The sequence below is a fragment of the Neobacillus sp. PS3-12 genome, from assembly GCF_030915385.1.
Taxonomy (GTDB): Bacteria; Bacillota; Bacilli; order Bacillales; family Cytobacillaceae; genus JAEVLT01.
This window is the reverse complement of record NZ_CP133268.1, coordinates 859,202-877,913: the sequence shown is the minus strand read 5'-3', so window position 1 is coordinate 877,913 and position 18,712 is coordinate 859,202. Positions and strand designations below refer to the sequence as shown.

At 37.3% G+C, this 18,712-nt stretch carries 22 protein-coding genes and 1 pseudogene; 20 read left to right on the top strand and 3 right to left on the bottom strand.

Annotated features, from left to right (window positions below):
* The first annotated feature begins 109 nt into the window (after positions 1 to 109).
* The 8 genes and pseudogenes from spoIIAA (at position 110) to lysA (ending at position 6,327) form a co-directional block, all read left to right on the top strand.
* Positions 110 to 460, top strand: a complete 351-nt coding sequence (spoIIAA, locus tag RCG17_RS04570) for an anti-sigma F factor antagonist (protein WP_308174081.1) — start codon at positions 110 to 112, stop codon at positions 458 to 460.
* A 2-nt stretch (positions 461 to 462) separates the two neighbouring features.
* Positions 463 to 903: an anti-sigma F factor gene (gene spoIIAB / locus RCG17_RS04565; RefSeq protein ID WP_308174080.1), complete on the top strand. Its 441-nt coding sequence runs from the start codon at positions 463 to 465 to the stop codon at positions 901 to 903.
* Between the two features lie 12 nt (positions 904 to 915).
* The gene (gene sigF, locus RCG17_RS04560; protein ID WP_308174079.1) at positions 916 to 1,674 is read left to right on the top strand and encodes an RNA polymerase sporulation sigma factor SigF; all 759 of its coding nucleotides are present in this window, start codon (positions 916 to 918) and stop codon (positions 1,672 to 1,674) included.
* Positions 1,675 to 1,758: 84 nt separating this feature from the next.
* A complete protein-coding gene (locus tag RCG17_RS04555; RefSeq protein ID WP_308174078.1) occupies positions 1,759 to 2,379 on the top strand; it encodes a stage V sporulation protein AA in 621 nt (206 codons plus the stop codon).
* Entirely contained in the window at positions 2,372 to 2,791 is a 420-nt protein-coding gene (locus RCG17_RS04550; protein ID WP_308175764.1) for a stage V sporulation protein AB, read from the top strand. The genes RCG17_RS04555 and RCG17_RS04550 overlap by 8 nt, the downstream gene beginning before the upstream one ends.
* Positions 2,792 to 2,821: 30 nt before the next feature.
* Positions 2,822 to 3,406 (top strand): stage V sporulation protein SpoVABEA, encoded by a 585-nt coding sequence (locus tag RCG17_RS04545; protein WP_308174077.1) that lies wholly within the window; start codon positions 2,822 to 2,824, stop codon positions 3,404 to 3,406.
* Positions 3,384 to 4,871 carry a spore germination protein gene (locus RCG17_RS04540; protein WP_308174076.1) on the top strand — a complete coding sequence of 496 codons (1,488 nt, stop codon included), beginning with the start codon at positions 3,384 to 3,386 and terminating at the stop codon, positions 4,869 to 4,871. Before RCG17_RS04545 ends, RCG17_RS04540 begins: the two co-directional genes overlap by 23 nt.
* A gap of 152 nt (positions 4,872 to 5,023) precedes the next feature.
* Positions 5,024 to 6,327, top strand: a pseudogene (lysA, locus tag RCG17_RS04535) (diaminopimelate decarboxylase).
* Positions 6,328 to 6,380: 53 nt separating this feature from the next.
* Here lysA and RCG17_RS04530 read toward each other — a convergent pair.
* Positions 6,381 to 7,247: a DUF1002 domain-containing protein gene (locus RCG17_RS04530; protein ID WP_308174075.1), complete on the bottom strand. Its 867-nt coding sequence runs from the start codon at positions 7,245 to 7,247 to the stop codon at positions 6,381 to 6,383.
* Between the two features lie 347 nt (positions 7,248 to 7,594).
* Between RCG17_RS04530 and RCG17_RS04525 the strand changes: the two genes are divergently transcribed.
* Positions 7,595 to 7,966, top strand: coding sequence for a GNAT family N-acetyltransferase (locus RCG17_RS04525; protein ID WP_308174074.1), 372 nt, complete (start codon positions 7,595 to 7,597; stop codon positions 7,964 to 7,966).
* A 2-nt stretch (positions 7,967 to 7,968) separates the two neighbouring features.
* Here the strand turns inward: RCG17_RS04525 and RCG17_RS04520 are convergent, their stop codons facing one another.
* On the bottom strand, positions 7,969 to 8,490 hold the full coding sequence (locus RCG17_RS04520) for a DUF309 domain-containing protein (protein WP_308174073.1): 522 nt from the start codon (positions 8,488 to 8,490) through the stop codon (positions 7,969 to 7,971).
* Between the two features lie 173 nt (positions 8,491 to 8,663).
* Positions 8,664 to 8,759, bottom strand: coding sequence for a YjcZ family sporulation protein (locus RCG17_RS04515; protein WP_308174072.1), 96 nt, complete (start codon positions 8,757 to 8,759; stop codon positions 8,664 to 8,666).
* Between the two features lie 210 nt (positions 8,760 to 8,969).
* Here RCG17_RS04515 and RCG17_RS04510 point away from each other — a divergent pair, with 210 nt between their 5' ends.
* The 11 genes from RCG17_RS04510 (at position 8,970) to RCG17_RS04460 (ending at position 18,711) form a co-directional block, all read left to right on the top strand.
* Positions 8,970 to 9,740, top strand: a complete 771-nt coding sequence (locus tag RCG17_RS04510) for a segregation/condensation protein A (RefSeq protein ID WP_308175763.1) — start codon at positions 8,970 to 8,972, stop codon at positions 9,738 to 9,740.
* Complete coding sequence (scpB, locus tag RCG17_RS04505) at positions 9,727 to 10,320, top strand: SMC-Scp complex subunit ScpB (RefSeq protein ID WP_308174071.1); 594 nt, start codon at positions 9,727 to 9,729, stop codon at positions 10,318 to 10,320. The genes RCG17_RS04510 and scpB overlap by 14 nt, the downstream gene beginning before the upstream one ends.
* 73 nt (positions 10,321 to 10,393) lie before the next feature.
* Positions 10,394 to 10,813 carry a hypothetical protein gene (locus RCG17_RS04500; protein ID WP_308174070.1) on the top strand — a complete coding sequence of 140 codons (420 nt, stop codon included), beginning with the start codon at positions 10,394 to 10,396 and terminating at the stop codon, positions 10,811 to 10,813.
* A gap of 30 nt (positions 10,814 to 10,843) precedes the next feature.
* The gene (locus RCG17_RS04495) at positions 10,844 to 11,332 is read left to right on the top strand and encodes a YpuI family protein (protein WP_308174069.1); all 489 of its coding nucleotides are present in this window, start codon (positions 10,844 to 10,846) and stop codon (positions 11,330 to 11,332) included.
* Positions 11,333 to 11,477: 145 nt separating this feature from the next.
* Positions 11,478 to 12,368: a superoxide dismutase gene (locus RCG17_RS04490; protein ID WP_308174068.1), complete on the top strand. Its 891-nt coding sequence runs from the start codon at positions 11,478 to 11,480 to the stop codon at positions 12,366 to 12,368.
* Between the two features lie 914 nt (positions 12,369 to 13,282).
* Complete coding sequence (locus RCG17_RS04485) at positions 13,283 to 14,419, top strand: D-alanyl-D-alanine carboxypeptidase family protein (protein ID WP_308174067.1); 1,137 nt, start codon at positions 13,283 to 13,285, stop codon at positions 14,417 to 14,419.
* Positions 14,412 to 14,999 (top strand): nucleoside recognition domain-containing protein, encoded by a 588-nt coding sequence (locus tag RCG17_RS04480; RefSeq protein WP_308174066.1) that lies wholly within the window; start codon positions 14,412 to 14,414, stop codon positions 14,997 to 14,999. Before RCG17_RS04485 ends, RCG17_RS04480 begins: the two co-directional genes overlap by 8 nt.
* Before the next feature lie 6 nt (positions 15,000 to 15,005).
* On the top strand, positions 15,006 to 15,542 hold the full coding sequence (locus RCG17_RS04475; protein WP_308174065.1) for a spore maturation protein: 537 nt from the start codon (positions 15,006 to 15,008) through the stop codon (positions 15,540 to 15,542).
* 172 nt (positions 15,543 to 15,714) lie between these two features.
* A complete protein-coding gene (gene rluB, locus RCG17_RS04470; RefSeq protein WP_308174064.1) occupies positions 15,715 to 16,452 on the top strand; it encodes a 23S rRNA pseudouridine(2605) synthase RluB in 738 nt (245 codons plus the stop codon).
* 92 nt (positions 16,453 to 16,544) lie between these two features.
* Positions 16,545 to 17,069 (top strand): thiol-disulfide oxidoreductase ResA, encoded by a 525-nt coding sequence (resA, locus tag RCG17_RS04465; protein WP_308174063.1) that lies wholly within the window; start codon positions 16,545 to 16,547, stop codon positions 17,067 to 17,069.
* A 19-nt stretch (positions 17,070 to 17,088) separates the two neighbouring features.
* Positions 17,089 to 18,711: a cytochrome c biogenesis protein ResB gene (locus tag RCG17_RS04460; protein ID WP_308174062.1), complete on the top strand. Its 1,623-nt coding sequence runs from the start codon at positions 17,089 to 17,091 to the stop codon at positions 18,709 to 18,711.
* Position 18,712: the final 1 nt, after the last annotated feature.

Genomic DNA, 18,712 nt, shown 5'->3' with positions numbered 1-18,712 from the left:
AAGCCCTGCACTTCTTTTAGCGAATTACAACTAGTTTTGTCTTTGTGGAAGGATATTTTGCATACTCTACCGAATTGACTCACTATACCAGATGAAGGAGGCCGGGATAGTGAGTCTTGATATTGAATTGGAAATAAAATCAGACGTCCTGTGTATTCGCTTAAGTGGCGAATTAGATCACCATTCTGCAGACGAACTTCGCGAAAAAGTATCAACTGTTATTGTTAGAAATGAGATTCATCATATCGTCTTGAATCTGGAACATCTATCTTTTATGGATAGCTCCGGGTTAGGGGTCATTTTAGGAAGATATAAACAGATTAAACAAGTAGAAGGCGAAATGGTCGTTTGCGCAATCTCTCCAGCAATCAAAAGATTGTTTGATATGTCGGGATTATTTAAAATCATTCGATTAGAACCGACTGAAAAGTTTGCATTGCAAAGATTGGGGGTTGCGTGACGATGAAAAATAGTATGAATCTTCAATTTAGTGCTTTAAGTCAGAATGAGTCTTTTGCTCGAGTGACGGTAGCGGCATTTATTGCTCAACTTGATCCAACAATGGATGAATTGACTGAAATCAAAACAGTAGTTTCTGAAGCGGTAACGAATGCAGTCATTCACGGCTATGATAATGATCCGAACGGAATTGTCTATATTTCCGTTTCTATTGAAGATCAAGTTGTTGAAATGTCTATAAAAGATTTGGGAATTGGCATAACAGATGTGGAAGAAGCTCGGCAGCCATTATTTACAACAAAGCCGGATCTGGAACGTTCTGGCATGGGATTTACAATCATGGAAAATTTTATGGATGAAGTTGAGGTTCTTACACAGCCAGGTAAAGGAACCGAAATTAAATTAAAAAAGCAGTTATCAAAGAGCAAATTGCTGTGCAATTAAGGAGACTTGCCGATGGATGTGGAGGTCAAAAACGAAAAAGGCCAAACCTACTTGAAAGATCATGAGGTAAAAGAGCTGATCAAGTTGAGCCAGGAAGGTGATCAGGCCTCTCGAGATTTGATTGTTGAAAAGAATATGCGTCTTGTCTGGTCCGTTGTTCAGCGATTCCTTAATAGGGGTTATGACCCTGATGATCTTTTTCAAATTGGGTGTATTGGTTTACTAAAGTCGGTGGATAAGTTTGATCTATCGTATGATGTAAAGTTTTCCACTTATGCTGTTCCGATGATAATCGGCGAAATCCAGCGGTTTATTCGCGATGATGGAACGGTAAAAGTTAGCCGATCATTGAAAGAAATGGGAAACCGAATACGCAAAGCGAAAGATGAACTTTCAAAAATATTGGGGAGAATTCCAACCATAAACGAAATATCTGCTCATCTCGGATTATCACCTGAAGAAATCATTCTTGCCCAAGAAGCGAGTAGGGCACCATCTTCCATCCACGAAACCGTTTATGAAAATGACGGTGATCCAATTACATTATTGGACCAGATTGATGATGGAAATGAAGGCAAATGGTTTGATAAGCTCGCACTTAAAGAAGCAATTCTTGAATTGGATGAACGTGAAAGGCTCATTGTCTATTTACGTTATTATAAGGATCAAACCCAATCAGAAGTTGCTCTAAGGCTTGGAATATCCCAAGTACAAGTTTCTAGATTAGAAAAAAAGATTCTTCAACAAATGAAAGACCGTATGGATCTATGATTCATATGGTCTTTTTTTTCATGAAATTTACCCCATTTAACCATACTACTTATAAGAGGAAATTATTTTTGGGAAGTGAGTATTTTGGAAAATACCATTTATATTCGTATGAGACATCGAGTTCAAGCTCGTGTACACGAAAAAGTACGATTAGAGGATATTGCCCAAATTATTGCATCAGAATCAGCACTTCCACCATTAAAAAATTTATTGGTGCATCAGGTAACAGAAAAAGATAAAAGCATCGTTGTGATTGATGTCATGCAAGTAATCAGTTTAATGACAACCCTAGTAAAGGAATCGGATATTCAGACTATTGGACCTGCACAAACAATCATTGAAGTGTTAATTAAAGAAAAAGGTGTATCCCTTCCTTTTTTTATTTTAATCTGGTTCCTTTTATTTTTTGGATCGGCGATGGGGATTATGAATTTCCATGATGATGTCAGTATGCAGAGCGTACAAGAAAAGATATATACCATTATTACTGGGAAAAATGTTGTAAAGCCGCTCCTGTTTCAAATACCGTACTCGATTGGCTTAGGTTTAGGGATGATATTATTTTTCAATCATGTATTTCGTAAACGAATTAATGAAGAGCCAAGCCCATTAGAGGTAGAAATGTTTAATTATCAGCAAGATATTGATAACTATGTTATCATCCATGAAAACAAAGAGAGTATGAAACAACTTGATCATGATTAAAGGATTTATCATCATTTTTATAGGTCTCGCTAGCGGACTTGTTGTAGGATCTGGTTTTGTTGCATTTCTAACCGTTCTGGGAATTATTCCTAGGCTGACACAATTATCGAAAACAATGAAAAAAATACACTCCTATGAATGGGCTGTAATTATCGGATCTGTCACAGGGGTACTAGCGAGCTTAAGAGATCCGAAATTAGGTTTATCAGCCTATTTACTTATACCGCTGGGGCTTACAGGGGGAACCTTTGTTGGTATGACCGCAGCAGCGTTAACAGAGGTTTTAAATGTCATTCCCATTTTAAGCAAAAGAATTGGCTTGGACGGTAAAATTATTTCCTTATTAATGGCTATTGTTCTGGGGAAAATTTTCGGGTCTATTTTTCAATGGGTGTATTTTATTCACCAATAAAGATTTCGCTTAGAAAGGAAACTATACATCATGAGTATTCGTAGGCGCGTTATCTTAATTACAGATGGTGATGAATATGCAAAGCGGGCGGTTGAGCATGTTGCCAGCAAAATTGGCGGAAGATGTATTAGCATGTCTCAAGGGAATCCGTCTGTTTTAATGGGTCCAGAGATTGTTTCGTTAATAAAGCAAACACCAAATGATCCAGTCCTGGTTATGTTTGATGATAGCGGCCTGGTTGGGGAAGGTGCAGGTGAAAAAGCACTAAAATTTGTAGCACAAAGCAAAGAAGTGGAAGTGCTGGGTGTAATTGCTGTTGCATCAAAAACAAGGGATGCTGAGTGGACAAAGGTAGATGTTTGTATTGACCGTGATGGTGAATTAACTCCATATGGAGTAGATAAACATGGAATTCCAGAGCTGGAAATGGGCAGATTAAATGGAGATACTGTTTATTGTTTGGATGAACTGGATGTTCCAATTGTTGTTGGGGTTGGGGATATTGGAAAAATGGCACGTCATGACCACTATGAACGGGGTGCCCCAATTACGAAAAAGGCAGTAGAACTTATTCTCGAAAGGAGTGGATTCTATGACATCAAAGACAGACCTTAAATGGCCGATTCCTGAATCAGTAAGTGAAGTCGAGCATTATATGAAGCAGCGGGTAGGCTTAGGAGTTAGTTTTGATTTAAATTTACGTAAATTAAAGATTTTTAAAAAAGAAGTTCACATTTATTCTGTCAGTGGTTTAGTAGATACGATTTATGCTATTCAACTTGTTAAGGAATTGGTTGATCTTAACAATATTGAAAAGTTATCCTCAAAGAATATTGGCGAGCTTATTGAAAACAGATTGGTTAACCAATCTGTACAGCCAGTCAAAAAACTAGATGAATTAATAGAGAAGGTTCTCTCGGGATTAATTGGCGTTGTTGTTGAAGGGGAAGATACTGCTTACGTAGTTGATGTTCGAAGTTACCCGGGTCGTTCACCACAGGAGCCAGATACAGAGAAGGTTGTGAGGGGAGCAAGGGATGGCTTTGTAGAAAATATCATCATGAACACAGCCTTGATAAGGAGAAGAATTCGTGATCCACGGCTGCGCTATGAAATGATTAGAGTCGGGGAACGGTCAAAATCAGATGTTGCCGTAGCTTATCTTGAAGATGTCGCCGATCCTGATCTACTGAGTGTTATACGCAAAGAACTTAAAGCTATTGAAGTCGACGGACTGCCAATGGCAGACAAAACTATCGAAGAATTTCTAATCAACCAAGGATTCAATCCTTTTCCGCTAGTCAGATATACAGAGCGGGCAGATATTGCGGCAGCTCACATCCTTGAAGGACATGTTATAATCATTGTCGATACATCACCGAGTGTCATTATCGCTCCAGCAACTTTTTTTCATCATATTCAGCATGCTGAAGAGTTTAGGGAATCGCCATCCTTGGGGACGTTTGTGAGATGGACCAGATTCTTGGGGGTTTGGGTTTCTATCTTTTTACTTCCATTATGGCTGTTATTTGTGCTAGAACCATCATTACTTCCTGAAAAAATGTCGTTTATTGGACCAAATCAACAAACTAATATCCCGATTGTTCTCCAAATATTTTTAGCCGATTTTGGGATAGAATTTTTAAGGATGGCTGCCATCCACACACCAACGCCTCTTTCAACGGCAATGGGTTTAATTGCTGCTGTATTGATCGGTCAAATTGCTATCAGTGTTGGATTATTTGTGCCTGAGGTTATCCTCTATGTGGCAGTATCTGGCATTGGTTCGTTCACAACACCAAGTTATGAGTTAAGTGTCGCAAATAAAATTGCTCGGATGCTCATGCTTATTCTAGTTGCTATTTTTCATACTCCAGGTTTCGTTATTGGGTCAACGATATTATTAATCTTCCTCGTGTATACCCGTGCACTCAATACACCATATTTTTGGCCGTTCATTCCGTTCGAGCCAAAGGGGTTTTTACAAATTGTCATTCGCAGAGCAGTTCCAGGTTCTATGCTTCGGCCTAGTGTTGTTCATCCTCGAAATCGTTATAGACAGCCGCCAAATCAACAATAGTAAAATAAATTGCAGATTTCGGAATGTTATGCTAAAGTAATTTTAATTAAATAAAGGGATAAAGGATCAAAAAATAGACAGATCTCGTTTAGGTTCTGTCTATTTGTTTTTCTTTACCGCGAGCGAGTTCATTACAAAAGAGAGGGATGGCAATGTATTTTTATGGAACTACAAGTGTCAATAATAAAGGACACTTAGAAATTGGCGGTGTGGATGCCATTGAATTAGCGAATAATTATGGGACCCCATTGTATGTATATGATGTAGCCTTAATAAGAGAGCGGGCAAGAGGATTTAAACAAACATTCGAAAGAGAGAATGTGAAAGCCCAGGTTGCGTATGCAAGTAAAGCATTCTCCACGATTGCAATGGTACAGCTTGCAGAGGAGGAAGGATTATCACTTGACGTTGTTTCTGGCGGTGAATTATATACAGCGATTAAGGCTGGGTTCCCAGTTGAAAGAATCCATTTTCATGGTAACAACAAAAGCAAAGAAGAATTAGAAATGGCACTAGAGCACAGAATTGGCTGTATCGTTGTTGATAATTTTTATGAATTAGACCTTTTAAAAGCAATATGTGCTGAAAATAACAAAAACGTTAAGGTCTTGTTAAGAGTGACTCCTGGTATTGAAGCACATACACATGATTATATTTTAACAGGCCAGGAAGATTCTAAATTCGGCTTTGATCTGCAAAATGGCCAGGCCCAGACAGCAATACAAACTGCCATGGGAAATGAGAATATTGAGGTTCTCGGACTTCATTGTCACATTGGTTCACAAATCTTTGATCCGACAGGCTTCCTTCTTGCTGCGCAAAAAATATTTGAGAAATTGAATACTTGGAAACAGGAGTTTAATTTTGAAGCAAAGGTTTTAAATTTGGGGGAGGCTTCGGAATTCGGTATACAAAAGAAGACGAGCCTATCCAGCCATCTCAATATGTTGAGGAAATTATTGCGGAAGTAAAAAAATGGATTGAACATTATTCAATGGCGTTACCAGAAATTTGGATTGAACCTGGTCGTTCTCTTGTTGGTGATGCGGGAATTACACTATATCGAATAGGGTCTTCTAAAGATGTGCCGGGTGTCAGAAAGTATTTAGCTGTTGATGGAGGTATGAGTGATAATATTAGGCCGGCTTTATACCAAGCAAAATATGAAGCTGTACTTGCCAATAAGCCGCTTTCAACTGTAAAAGAAACAGTTTCCATTGCCGGGAAATGTTGTGAGTCTGGGGATATGCTAATATGGGATTTACCATTACCGGAAACAGGTCAAGAAGACATCCTTGCAGTTTTTTGCACGGGAGCATATGGCTATTCGATGGCAAACAATTACAATCGCTTACCACGGCCAGCAGTGGTCTTTGTTGAAAACGGGGAAGCAAGGTTAGTAGTAAAAAGAGAATCCTATGAAGATTTAGTACGTCTTGATATTTCTTTTAAATAACAGTAACAAGATAAAAGGTCTGACCCTCATATGACTGGGTCAGACCTTTTGTGCTATTTAGAGAATAATGATTTAATGGCATCGATTAAGCTGATAAAAAACTGCTTTAACTTTTCCAAAAAACTTTGCCCTTGATCTGATGAAAGAAATTTAGTGACTTGATCCTGCGCCTTATGCAGCTGATCACTTACTTGATTCCAGTTAATATTTAAGTTCTTTAGCTTGTTAAACAGATCCATTAAACTTTGTATTTGCGCCTCAGTAAGGGTGATCCCCAATTCCTTGGCAGCATTTTCGATTATGGCACGAAGTTCCTGATCATTATTTGGTTTATTTTTTGCAATTTCGTCTTTAATTTTAGCGATTAAGGCTGCAGCATTTTTATCCCCGATTGCATCTCCCAGTTTTGCTGTTGTAACCATTTCTTGGTTTGCTGCTTGTTTGACATCTTCAGGAATTGTTTTATCAGCAGAGATCTCATACGCTTTGATAATACCGGTTAATGCAGCAGTTCCAGAAACTGGAACAGGTGCAGTAATATATATATTTGCATCCTTAACCCCTGCAGTGATTAGTGCGTTCACATACATTTCATTCGTGACCCAGGTAATATTCTTTGTCTTGACTGATATTCCAGACCCCTGGGCTGCAATTGTGATAGCAGAGGAAGAAATTGCTTTTGTACCTATCAATGAACTAGAAACATACTTTCCTAAATACTGATGTTCCTCTTGATTTGAAACCGTAATGATTTGTACATCCTTGGGTGCATTCATTTCCTCTAACATGGAACTTTTTTGTTGATCAGTAAGATTTTCTCCTAGCGTAACAATCATGTCTCCTTCAGCTGCATCCGCAAAACTATGGATCGGACTTATTAACATAAAAGCTAATAATGCCATGGTCAATATTTTTTTCATGATTTATAAAATCCTCCTTAAAGCAAAGGTGTACGCATTAAAAGGCTTATGTATTTAAACCTTTAATTGACACTGTAATGGAAGAAACCAATACTTGCAAGAGAAATGGATAAATTCTATGATTTAGTGTAGAATGAAATTTATTAGCTTCCTAGTCAAATACGATTGGTAAAAAAATTTATATGAAGGGAAGCGATAAAGTATTTAGTTTTAGTATCTGCGGTTGATATATTGATGAGGACAGACAAATTATGTATGATTAAATAGACAATGAAACAAAATGGCAAACTTAATCATACTATAAATAAAATACATTACAGCTTTATTTTATTTAATGAGGGGTCTATATGTTAATTAGATATAAAAAAACATTTGAAAAGATTGCAATGGGCCTGCTATCTTTTATGCCAAACGAGAAGGATTTAAAAAAGCTTCAAGCTACCATGAAGCAATATGAAACTGAAGAAGATTGGCAGTTATTCCTTTGGAAAGAGGAAGATATTATTGGCCTGATTGGAATTATGTTTAATGGGGAACAAGAAATACAGATTCAGCATATTTCTGTAAATCCCTCGCATCGCCTGCTGGGAGTGGGCAAAAAAATGGTGAAAGCCTTAGATGAGATGTATCCTGAAAAACATATTAGAGCAAATGAATATACATCAGCTTTTATCAATAAATGTGAAATTTGCACACAAGATATTAAAAGCAGCGATTAATACTAATCGCTGCTTTTATTTCTTTTTAGAGCATATAAACGTGCTTGGATGATGCTTGTTCGATCACGTAATTTATGACGGTTTATGAGGCTTTTATTATTTAAATTACTGTGATCGCACCAAATAAATCCAAGTTTTATACAATCTGTTTGGCATTGCTGGGCTAAACGGGGATCGTTTATTGGTAAATTAAAGCTAGTATAAGGCTGATTTTTCTGAATACCAATGTGACGTTCTTTTAATATTGAAAATAGCTTTATTTTATTTAAACCTAGGCTGTTTAAACACAGTTCCTCTTTTTTTAAGATTACCATCGCTTTTTCGAGCATTTTTTTTGCCCCGGTAAAGTTACTGCGGCGGTGATGATAACAAGAAACTGCAAGCTGTATCAAACCAACCCACACAGAGTCTTTATTTCCTTGATCTTTATTTTTCCAATATTCTTCAAGAATTTCGTGACATTCAAAATAATCCCGATCACCATGAAAATGTACCAAATATCGAATATATTCATCTGGATACAACTGATCACCTCATAATTAACAAAACATTTATGTTTAGTTTATCATATGGTGAAAGCACATTATGAACAAAAAGCACAAAAAGGATGTCTCCAAAGTAAAGTCCAGAACTTTGAGACATCCTCTTCTAGTTGACTGTCCGAGCCTGTGCGCCTAAGCAGAAGCCCTATCGTCTTTTAGTAAACCCAAGAAGCACCTACGATAATCAATAAGATGAATAGAACGACGATTAAAGCAAATCCGCCGCCAAATCCAAAAGCACCATCTGACATATTGAAATACCTCCTATAATTTTATTAATTTGTTCACTTCATCATATGTCGATATTTTGAATTTGTTATAGGCAAAACGACCGTTTTCAATTATGAGAGGACGCAGGTTGATTTTTCTATTGGATAACCAAGATGATTCCTCTATACTATTAATAGCTATACTATGGTCAGTCTAGTGACGAAATTATTTTGGAAGTTTTGGTGAAAATGATGCCATACAATGTAAAAATTGATGCTTTTGAAGGCCCGCTTGATTTACTTCTGCATTTAATAAATCGCTTGGAAATTGATATTTATGATATTCCAGTAGCACAAATTACCGAACAATATTTACTTTATATACACACAATGAACGAATTGCAACTCGATGTTGCCAGTGAATTTTTAGTAATGGCAGCAACATTGCTTGCAATAAAAAGTAAAATGCTTTTACCAAAGCACGAAGAAGAAAGTTTGGAAGATGATTCTAACTTGGAATATGAGGAAGATCCAAGGGAAGATTTGGTTGAGCGTCTAATTGAATATCGGAAGTACAAGGAAGCTGCACACGATTTGAAATTATTAGAAGAGGAAAGAAGCTTGATGTTTACTAAACCACCAAGTGACTTGTCTGATTACGCAAAGGAAATCAAGCCTGAGAAAACAGACCTTAATGTTTCTCTATATGACATGCTAGCAGCGTTCCAAAAGTTATTAAGAAGGAAAAAATTACAACGGCCAATGACAACAAAAATTGCCCGTCAAGAGATTTCGATTGATAAAAGAATGACAGAAATCTTAGTTGAATTACGGAGTTTTAAAGGACGGAAAAGCTTCAATGATTTATTTCCCCATCCCAGCAAAGAACATATTGTTGTAACATTTTTAGCGATATTAGAATTAATTAAAAGAAAAGAAATAGATGTTGAACAGGATGGGAATTTTAGTGAAATCTTTGTAGAAGCAATTGGGGAAGGAGAAAAAGTGGTTGGAAATTATTAACTGGAGCAGTATTTTAGAGTCCCTGTTGTTTACAGCAGGGGATGAAGGGCTTTCCTTAAAACAAATGGCCGATGTTATTGAAGTAGAAGTACATTTTGTTAAGGAAATGATTGAAAAATTACAACAAGAATACGATCAAGACCCCAACAGAGGGGTAACAATTGTACAGCTGGCTGGTACATATCAATTAGTAACGAAAAAAGAAAATGCTGTCTATCTAAAAAGGCTTGTTGATTCTCCTAATACAGCCACCTTGTCGCAGGCGGCATTAGAAACGTTGGCAATAATTGCCTATAAGCAGCCGATTACTAGAGCAGAAATTGAAGAAATTCGTGGAGTAAAAACGGAACGGCCGCTGCAAACATTAACTGCTAAAGCCCTAATTAAAGAGGTTGGCAGGGCCGAAGGGACAGGGAGAGCATATTTATATGGTACAACAAAGGAATTTCTAGATTATTTTGGTTTAAGGAATATCGAGGAATTGCCGCCATTGCCAGAAAAAGTCAATGAAGAGTTTGTACAAGCGGAAGCCGATTTATTTTTCGAAAGATTTCAAGAGACAATTGATTCAGAAGTTTAAAAACGTTATTTATTTGTGTTAAAATAAAGTCAGATTTAGTTTTGGATATTGTTTTTAAAGGAGAGGAAACAAGTTGAAGATCGTTTCATGCAAAGGCTATGAATTGGAAAAAGAAAAGTCGAATACTTCAGAGGATTTTTTCAATAGAAGTGAAATTACTTTTATTGAAGAGGGTAAAGAAAAAACATTACATGTTCTGTATATTAGATATTTTGATGAAATCTTTAATGAGTTTACTCCTTTTAAACAAGATCCGTTATTTGGTGAAGGTGACAATAGTGTGTATTTTAAGGATATCGTGGCGCTTGTTTGTCTATTAAAAGATCCAGAACTCCGTCATCGGAAACGTCTTTATGTGAATTCTAAACCAGAATTTGCTGCATACTTTAAAGAAATTGATTATAAAAAGCTCCCTGAAATTTTTGATTCTCTTCAACAGAAAAAAGGGTATGAGCTTCGTTCACCGCTTGAATTCATCATGCAGCCAAATTAATTTCAAGTTAATCATTTGGGGGAGATAATCGTGGGAAATACTCTTGTAGAATCGCAATTAAAAGAAGTTGAAGAATTTTTGACAACAACAATCAAAACACTTGAAGATTATGTAAATGAAACAACGCTTTCGCAGTTGAATTCAGGAAGTGAAGAAGAGCGTTCCTATCATAAAGTTGTATTAGCTAATTTGCGAAAGCTCCTTGTTTTTAGTGAAGAGAGCTTAGATGCTTGTAAAATCATTTTAAACAGTGAGCCTTTCCAAAAATCCGCTGCTGAAAAGACATTATACAAGATTTATCATCAATGTATAATGGAGTTTTTCTCACCGAAAAATGATGCATGGTATGAGGATAGCAGATCTGCTTACACAGGGAGAAACTCAATTAAATTCTATAAAGAGGTTCCGGAGAGCCTTAGACAGTTAGTAAAAGGCCTTGAAGGGGAATTTCAAAGAATTAGAGAAGACTTGGAATTTTACGAAACTGATTACCGTACGAAGATCATTCAGTCAAAGTAATAGGCGGAATTTAAACATCACCAACTTAAAAAAGGTTATTCAAACATTTACTGTTTTGAATAACCTTTTTTATTTTTTATGAATATATTTCCTGCACTTTCATACCTTTTTTCTGAGAATACCGAGATAAGAACCGAGGTGGAGTATGGACCAATTTAAAAAGTATGTGAATGAGTTATTTAATTGGAATAAAGATATGAGAGATTTTCTTGCATCAGAAAAAGTTGAAGAGAATTCGGAACTGTGGACAAAGCTTGACCAATTCACTGGCTTAATTGAAAGCGTATCCTCACCGCTATCAAATAATGAACTTATTGACTTACAATCTAAAGCAGAAACAATTCATGCAGACATGGAAGACTATTTTAAAAGGAAGCAAAATATTGGTGATATATGGATTGAAGAATCAGTTGTTTCCCTAGGAAGGCACTCGCTACCAGATCTCACGTATTCCTATGATGCATTAGAACCCTATATTTCCCAAGAAATCATGGAACTCCACCACAAAAAGCATCACAAAGCATATGTCGATGGGCTGAATAAAGCAGAGCTGGAACTCAAAACAGCAAGAGAGAATAATAACTTTGCACTTATTAAACATTGGTCAAGGGAACTATCATTTCATGGGTCCGGACATTATCTCCATACAATTTTCTGGAAAAATATGAGTCCGCATGGTGGAGGAAGTCCTACCGGTCAATTACTTCATGAAATTGAAAGATATTTTGGAAGCCTTATTTATTTTCGGCGACATTTTGCAGAAGCAGCCAAACAAGTCGAAGGCAATGGGTGGGCCATTTTAGTTTGGTCACCTAGGGCAAGACATTTAGAGATATTGCAAACAGAAAAGCATATGAATATGACACAATGGGATACCATTCCAATTCTTGTTATAGACGTGTGGGAGCATGCTTTTTATCTCCAATATAAAAATAATCGCGAAGAATATATAAAAAATTGGTGGAAAGTAGTCAATTGGAACGATGTAGAAATGCGTTTTGACCGAGCAAGAGAATTAAAATGGCAGCCATTTTAATGGCCTAATAAATAAAAAGAGAAAACCAGATTGTCGAGAAAGGGGTATTTTCTCGACAATTTTATTTTACCAGAATTTAATTACTAATTTTTTTTGATAGTTCCTGCAAATGGGCCTGTTGATTTCCGCTCCGGGCACTCGCTTTCCGCGGGGAGGTCCTGGAGCCTCCTCAGCGCTTTAGCGCCTGTGGGGTCTCCAGTGACCTCTGATCCCGCAGGAGTCGAGTGCCCTCCGCTCCAATCAACAGGGAGGCAAATCAACCTAAAGTATTGCAACACACTTTTTCTAACCTTGCCAAATGTGTTGCAATCTTCTTTATGTTTTGGCAGGTTGCAGTAAGAAGAGCCTGTTCACCTGCATTCTTCAATCCCCTTAACCGACAAATCACTGTAGTGGCTTTTCAAGAAGAAACGAAAAATCAATATATTTTACAATCATACGAAGAAGATGGTCATCAGGTACTAATTCATCAATCGATACAAATTCATATTCACTTTGGCTATAATTTTTTGGATTTAATATTGGTTACACCACTTTTTTGATTTATTAGTTGAGCTGAAGGACTATATTGAAAACACTCGTTGATTGGCGCGGAAGGCACGAAGACTCCTGCGGGAGTACGGGGCTGGGGAGACCCCACAGGCGCTTTTCGCGCCGAGGAGGCTCCCCGGGCACGCCCGCGGAAAGCGAAGTGCCTGGAGCGCCAATCAACAGACCAGTTAACAGCATATATACCAATAATATTATACAATGTTAACGCGGTGAATTATTAAAGTGATTGAATAAAATGATAGGCTGCCGAGTTTTTCGACAGCCTGAGAAAACCAGATTGGTTTTCTCTTTTTCATTTTTGTCATAACAGATTATTACACGCATAAACTTGTACAAATAGGACAAGGAGACGAGGTTATCTGATGAGAATGGTTTCGGTGTTATTCATTTTTGTTCTTATAATGGGAATATTTATGGCAAACCTTCCTCAAAAGGTGAATGCTTCTGTTTCCGTAAGTGCAAAAAGCGCTATATTAATGGAACAAAAATCAGGTCGAATCCTTTATGAGAAAGATGCATTTACAAAAAGAAGGATTGCAAGTATCACAAAAATTATGACAGCAACATTAGCAATTGAATCAGGAAAAATGGATAAAGACGTAACGGTAAGTGAAAATGCCGTGCATACCGAGGGATCGTCCATCTATTTAAAGGCTGGTGAAAAAATTAAACTAAAGGATTTAGTCTATGGATTAATGTTGCGTTCAGGAAATGACGCTGCTGTCGCCATTGCAGAGTTTGTGGGCGGGAGTGTTGATGGCTTTGTTTTCCTTATGAATCAAAAAGCAAAAGAAATTGGAATGTTAAATACACATTTTGCTAATCCTCATGGACTTGACGACTCAAAAGATCATTATTCAACAGCCTATGACATGGCCTTGTTAACAAGATATGCAATGAATAATAAGCAATACAGGGAGATTGCTGGAACGAAAGTCTATCGGGCCCCGAATCCCAGCGAAGAATGGGACAGGGTATGGAAAAATAAAAATCGATTATTGACTAAGTATCAATATTGTACTGGAGGAAAAACAGGCTATACAAAACTGGCTAAAAGAACACTTGTTACAACTGCTGAAAAAGGCGATATGGACTTAATTGCCGTGACGATCAATGACTCAAAAGATTGGGATGACCATATTGCCATGTATGAAAATGGCTTTAAAGGATACGACATGACCGAGGTACTTCCAAAGGGAAAAATCGAGATAGACACTAAAAGCAAATATAATGGTAAGCTCTACCTGAGGAATTCACTAGTTTATCCTGCAACATCAGAAGAAATGAAAAACTTTCGAATTAGCTATAAAATACCTAAATATTCTTCTAAACAAAAGTCAGGACCTGTAGGAAAAGCTCAAGTCTTTTTAGATGGAAAATTAATTAAAGAAGTTCCCATTTATTTTCAAAGGAAAAATGTAAAAGAAAGCAAGAGTGGTTTAATGGATCATTTCAACCATACCTTCCTATCTATTCTTGGTGTGAATACCAATGGTTAACTATATTTGGGTGATCATGACGTTAATTGGGATTGTTTTTGGAATCGTTAATGGCACATTGGAGGAAATCAATAAGGCGGTTTTTGTGGGTGCAAGGGAAGCAGTTACCCTTTGTATTGGTCTTATAAGCGTCCTTGTCTTCTGGCTTGGAATGATGCGGATTGCTGAAGAGTCAGGACTTCTTGAAGGACTTGCCAAATTATTTAGACCAATTGTCAAACGGCTTTTTCCAGAAGTGCCACCGGAGCATCCTGCAATGGGTTATATATTATCAAATATGATTGCAAATATGTTTGGACTGGGGAATGCAGCCACACCACTTGGTATAAAAGCGATGGAAGAGCTTCAGGTGTTAAATGGCGGAAAAAAAACAGCCAGCAGGTCAATGGTAACGTTTTTAGCCATTAATACAGCGAGTATTACGATTATTCCATCGACAGTCATTGCAATTAGAATGACTTATCACTCCTCTTCCCCTACTGAAATTGTCGTCCCAACATTAATCGCTACAATTATATCGGCGATCGGTGCAATTTTAATTGACCGTTTCTTTTATTTCAGAAGAAGCCGCAAAGGATGAGGATGAATGGAATTATTATCACTGATATCACTTGCCTTTATTCCAGTATTAATTGGTTTTATCCTCTTATATGGGACCTATAAACAGGTCCCTACCTATGAGAGCTTTGTTGAAGGTGGCAAAGAAGGAATTAAGATTGCTTTTTCAATCATCCCTTACTTAGTAGGGATGCTTGTGGCAATTTCTGTTTTTCGTGCATCGGGAGCACTAGAGGTGCTTACAAAATGGATACGTCCTGCAATGACTCATTTAGGGATCCCAGCTGAAATTATCCCGCTTGCGCTTATTCGTCCAATTTCAGGAACAGCAGCACTGGGAATGACAAGTGATTTAATTGCCGTCCATGGCCCAGATTCGTTTATTGGAAGGCTTGTGTCAGTTCTGCAGGGCAGTACAGATACAACCTTTTATGTTTTAACTGTATATTTTGGGGCAGTTGGAATCAAAAAAATGGGCGATGCCTTAAAGGTTGGTTTATTAGCTGATATTTTTGGGATCGTGGTGTCCATAGCAGTGGTTGCTTTCATGTTTGGGGCAAAGTAGCTATGGGAAAATAAAGCGTTAAAAGTAAGTCAAAATTGGCACAGCCATATAGACTTGCTTTTTTTGTTATGTAGATTTGAATTCGATACTTTGAAATTAAGAGGAATTATGTCATAATTCTTAGGAAAGAATATGAAGTATTTGTGAAAGAAAATATTGAGGTGATCTTAAGATGGAACGATTGCAAAAAGTAATAGCTCGTGCCGGTATTGCATCGAGAAGAAAAGCTGAAGAGCTAATTACCGGAGGGAAGGTAAAGGTTAACGGACAAATAGTCAAAGAACTAGGTACGAAGGTTTCGTCATCAGATAAAGTTGAAGTTAATGAGATTCCTATTCAAAAGGAAATCCCTGTATATTTTTTGCTTTATAAACCTCGTGGCGTTATTTCAAGTGTCCTAGATGATAAGGGAAGAAAAGTTGTAACGGATTTCTTTCCCAACATAAAGGAGAGAATTTATCCTGTTGGCCGACTTGATTATGATACGTCTGGCTTAATTATTATGACAAACGATGGAGAATTTGCAAATGTCCTTATGCATCCACGCGGGGAAATTGAGAAAGTCTATGTTGCCAAAACAAAAGGAATTCCCTCTAAAGAAAATTTAAGAAAGCTTGAAAAAGGAATCATGCTTGATGATGGGAAAACTGCTCCAGCAAAGGTGAAAGTGCTCTCAATGGATAACAAAAAACAAACTGCAATCATTGAAATTACTATTCATGAAGGGCGGAATCGCCAGGTTCGCAGAATGTTCGAAGCTATTGGACATGAAGTATTAAAATTAAAACGGGAACGCTATGGGTTTTTAACTCTAGGAGGATTAACAGCAGGGGATGCACGGGAACTTACTCCACACGAGGTAAAACAACTTAGGGCTCTTGCCATGGAAACGCATCAAAAAAAATCTTAAAATTCATGCATAATTTCGTGCGTTATCACGGTATTTATGCTAATAATTGGTATAGGAGAGTTTATTGGTTTTGGTTCAAAGGGGGAGGCAATATGAAAAAACAACGTTTAATGATCAGAACGGTCATTTTACTTGTATTAGGTATAGCTGTCGCCTATACTTTATATCAAAATTTTACAAAAGACCAGCAAATAGAAGTAAAAGTAGGAGAAACGGCACCGGATTTTGTTTTGACTGATATGCAGGGGCATAAGCATAAGCTTTCAGATTATAAAGGCCAAGGTGTGTTTCTCAACTTCTGGGGAACATGGTGTAAGCCGTGTGCAACAGAAATGCCCTACATAAACAATCAATATCATCAATTTAGGGACAAAGGGGTACAGGTATTGGCTGTAAATGTAAGTGAATCAAAACTGGCAGTTACTAAATTTGCTGAAAGTCATAATCTCGATTTTCCAATAGTTATTGATAAGGATGGTCAAGTTCAAGCTGCCTACGGCATAGACCCACTTCCTGCAACTTTTTTAATTGACAAAAACGGAAAAGTGGTAAAGTACTTTACCGGTCAATTAACAGAGGAAACGGTCAGGGATTTAATGAATCAAATTAAACCATAATGTGCGGGGAGTTTTGAATATGAATGATGTTAAATGTGAATGCGGGCATGTAAATCCACATGGCACGGCTTTTTGTGAAGCATGCGGTAAGATTCTTCAGGAGGAAGAGACTGGGAGTCAAGTAATTGATATGCGCTATGAGGGTAGTGCCCGCCGCTCACAGACGTATAATAAAACGATTATCGATAAAGTATGGAATTTCTTTTCTTCCGTAAAAGTGGGCGTCTGGTTAATCCTGATTACCCTTGTTGCCTCTGCAATTGGAACAATTTTGCCGCAGGAAATGTATATCCCGCAAACAATGCCAGCTGAACAATATTATCAGGAACAGTATGGCTGGTTTGGAAAAATCTATTACCAACTCGGTTTTAATAATTTATTTAGTTCATGGTGGTATTTACTCTTGATGGCCCTGATCGGGGTCTCACTCGTAATTTGTAGTCTTGACCGCGTTATTCCTTTATATAAGGCCCTAAAGGCACAAGGAGTGACAAGACATAAAGGTTTTTTAAATCGACAACGATTGTTTGGGATTTCTACACATGTAAATGAAGAGGATCTTATAAGGGTTAAAGAAAACTTGAAAGCAAAGAGATACCACGTAAGAGAAGAAAACGGTGATTTACTGGCTGAAAAAAATCGTTTTTCCCGTTGGGGTCCCTACGTCAATCATATCGGACTTATCATCTTTTTAATTGGCGGGATGCTTAGATTTATTCCAGGAATGTATGTGGATAAAGTGTTGTGGGTACGTGAAGGTGAGACAAAGGTAATTCCCGAAACCAACGGTGAATATTTTGTAAAAAATAATCAGTTCATCAAGCAAGACTACAGCAAAAACAAGGATAATAAGGCATTTGATGCCACTATTGACCGAGTCGGCATGATTCCCAAAAATTATCAATCGAACGTTACGCTATATAAAGCAGCAAAAGGGACAATTATTGGAGAAAAACCAGTTTTAAAGAAGGTCGAGGATTTTCCTATTCGTGTCAATCATCCACTTAGTTTCAACGGATTTTCTTTATATCAAGTGGACTATAAATTAAACGAATTAAATACGATGTCTTTTACACTTATAAACAAACAAACGAATCAACCCTATGGTGATTTGACCATCAATCTATTTAACCCCAAAGATAAATATGATTTGGGTAACGGCTATTCAGTTGAGGTTTTGAGCTATTTTCCGGATTTTGAATTTTCAAAAAGCGGTGAACCTACAACTAAATCAAGGATTCCTAATAACCCAGCCTTTGTCTTTAGAATGAAAGCTCCCGATCAACCAAAAGGAGAATCAAGCTTCGTTGCTATTAAACAGACAATTGAACCTTTTGGAAATAACGAATATAAAATGAAGTTTAAAGGAATCGGTACAAAGAATGTCTCAGGCTTGACTGTAAGAAAAGACTCAACGATTTGGGTTATTATTTTAGGCGGTATTATATTCATGATTGGCGTGATCCAAGGAGCCTATTGGAATCACCGCAGAATTTGGATCCAAAGGAAAGATGGTGAAACATGGGTCGCTGCTCATACCAATAAAAATTGGTACGGGATAATAAGAGAAATGGAAGCAATTTTGGGAGATACAAACATAACGATGCCGGAGGATCAACTTCAAACGAAAAAAAGTGAATAAG

What these genes read in the sequence shown, in the direction of transcription:
- spoIIAB (WP_308174080.1), top strand. Translation starts at nt 463, where the DNA reads ATGAAAAATAGTATGAATCTTCAATTTAGTGCTTTAAGTCAGAATGAG.
- sigF (WP_308174079.1), top strand. Translation starts at nt 916, where the DNA reads ATGGATGTGGAGGTCAAAAACGAAAAAGGCCAAACCTACTTGAAAGAT.
- rluB (WP_308174064.1), top strand. Translation starts at nt 15,715, where the DNA reads ATGGAACGATTGCAAAAAGTAATAGCTCGTGCCGGTATTGCATCGAGA.
- RCG17_RS04480 (WP_308174066.1), top strand. Translation starts at nt 14,412, where the DNA reads ATGGTTAACTATATTTGGGTGATCATGACGTTAATTGGGATTGTTTTT.
- RCG17_RS04545 (WP_308174077.1), top strand. Translation starts at nt 2,822, where the DNA reads ATGAGTATTCGTAGGCGCGTTATCTTAATTACAGATGGTGATGAATAT.
- RCG17_RS04540 (WP_308174076.1), top strand. Translation starts at nt 3,384, where the DNA reads ATGACATCAAAGACAGACCTTAAATGGCCGATTCCTGAATCAGTAAGT.
- RCG17_RS04530 (WP_308174075.1), bottom strand. Translation starts at nt 7,247, where the DNA reads ATGAAAAAAATATTGACCATGGCATTATTAGCTTTTATGTTAATAAGT.
- RCG17_RS04550 (WP_308175764.1), top strand. Translation starts at nt 2,372, where the DNA reads ATGATTAAAGGATTTATCATCATTTTTATAGGTCTCGCTAGCGGACTT.
- RCG17_RS04485 (WP_308174067.1), top strand. Translation starts at nt 13,283, where the DNA reads ATGAGAATGGTTTCGGTGTTATTCATTTTTGTTCTTATAATGGGAATA.
- RCG17_RS04515 (WP_308174072.1), bottom strand. Translation starts at nt 8,759, where the DNA reads ATGTCAGATGGTGCTTTTGGATTTGGCGGCGGATTTGCTTTAATCGTC.
- RCG17_RS04525 (WP_308174074.1), top strand. Translation starts at nt 7,595, where the DNA reads ATGTTAATTAGATATAAAAAAACATTTGAAAAGATTGCAATGGGCCTG.
- RCG17_RS04490 (WP_308174068.1), top strand. Translation starts at nt 11,478, where the DNA reads ATGGACCAATTTAAAAAGTATGTGAATGAGTTATTTAATTGGAATAAA.
- RCG17_RS04460 (WP_308174062.1), top strand. Translation starts at nt 17,089, where the DNA reads ATGAATGATGTTAAATGTGAATGCGGGCATGTAAATCCACATGGCACG.
- RCG17_RS04475 (WP_308174065.1), top strand. Translation starts at nt 15,006, where the DNA reads ATGGAATTATTATCACTGATATCACTTGCCTTTATTCCAGTATTAATT.
- resA (WP_308174063.1), top strand. Translation starts at nt 16,545, where the DNA reads ATGAAAAAACAACGTTTAATGATCAGAACGGTCATTTTACTTGTATTA.
- RCG17_RS04510 (WP_308175763.1), top strand. Translation starts at nt 8,970, where the DNA reads ATGCCATACAATGTAAAAATTGATGCTTTTGAAGGCCCGCTTGATTTA.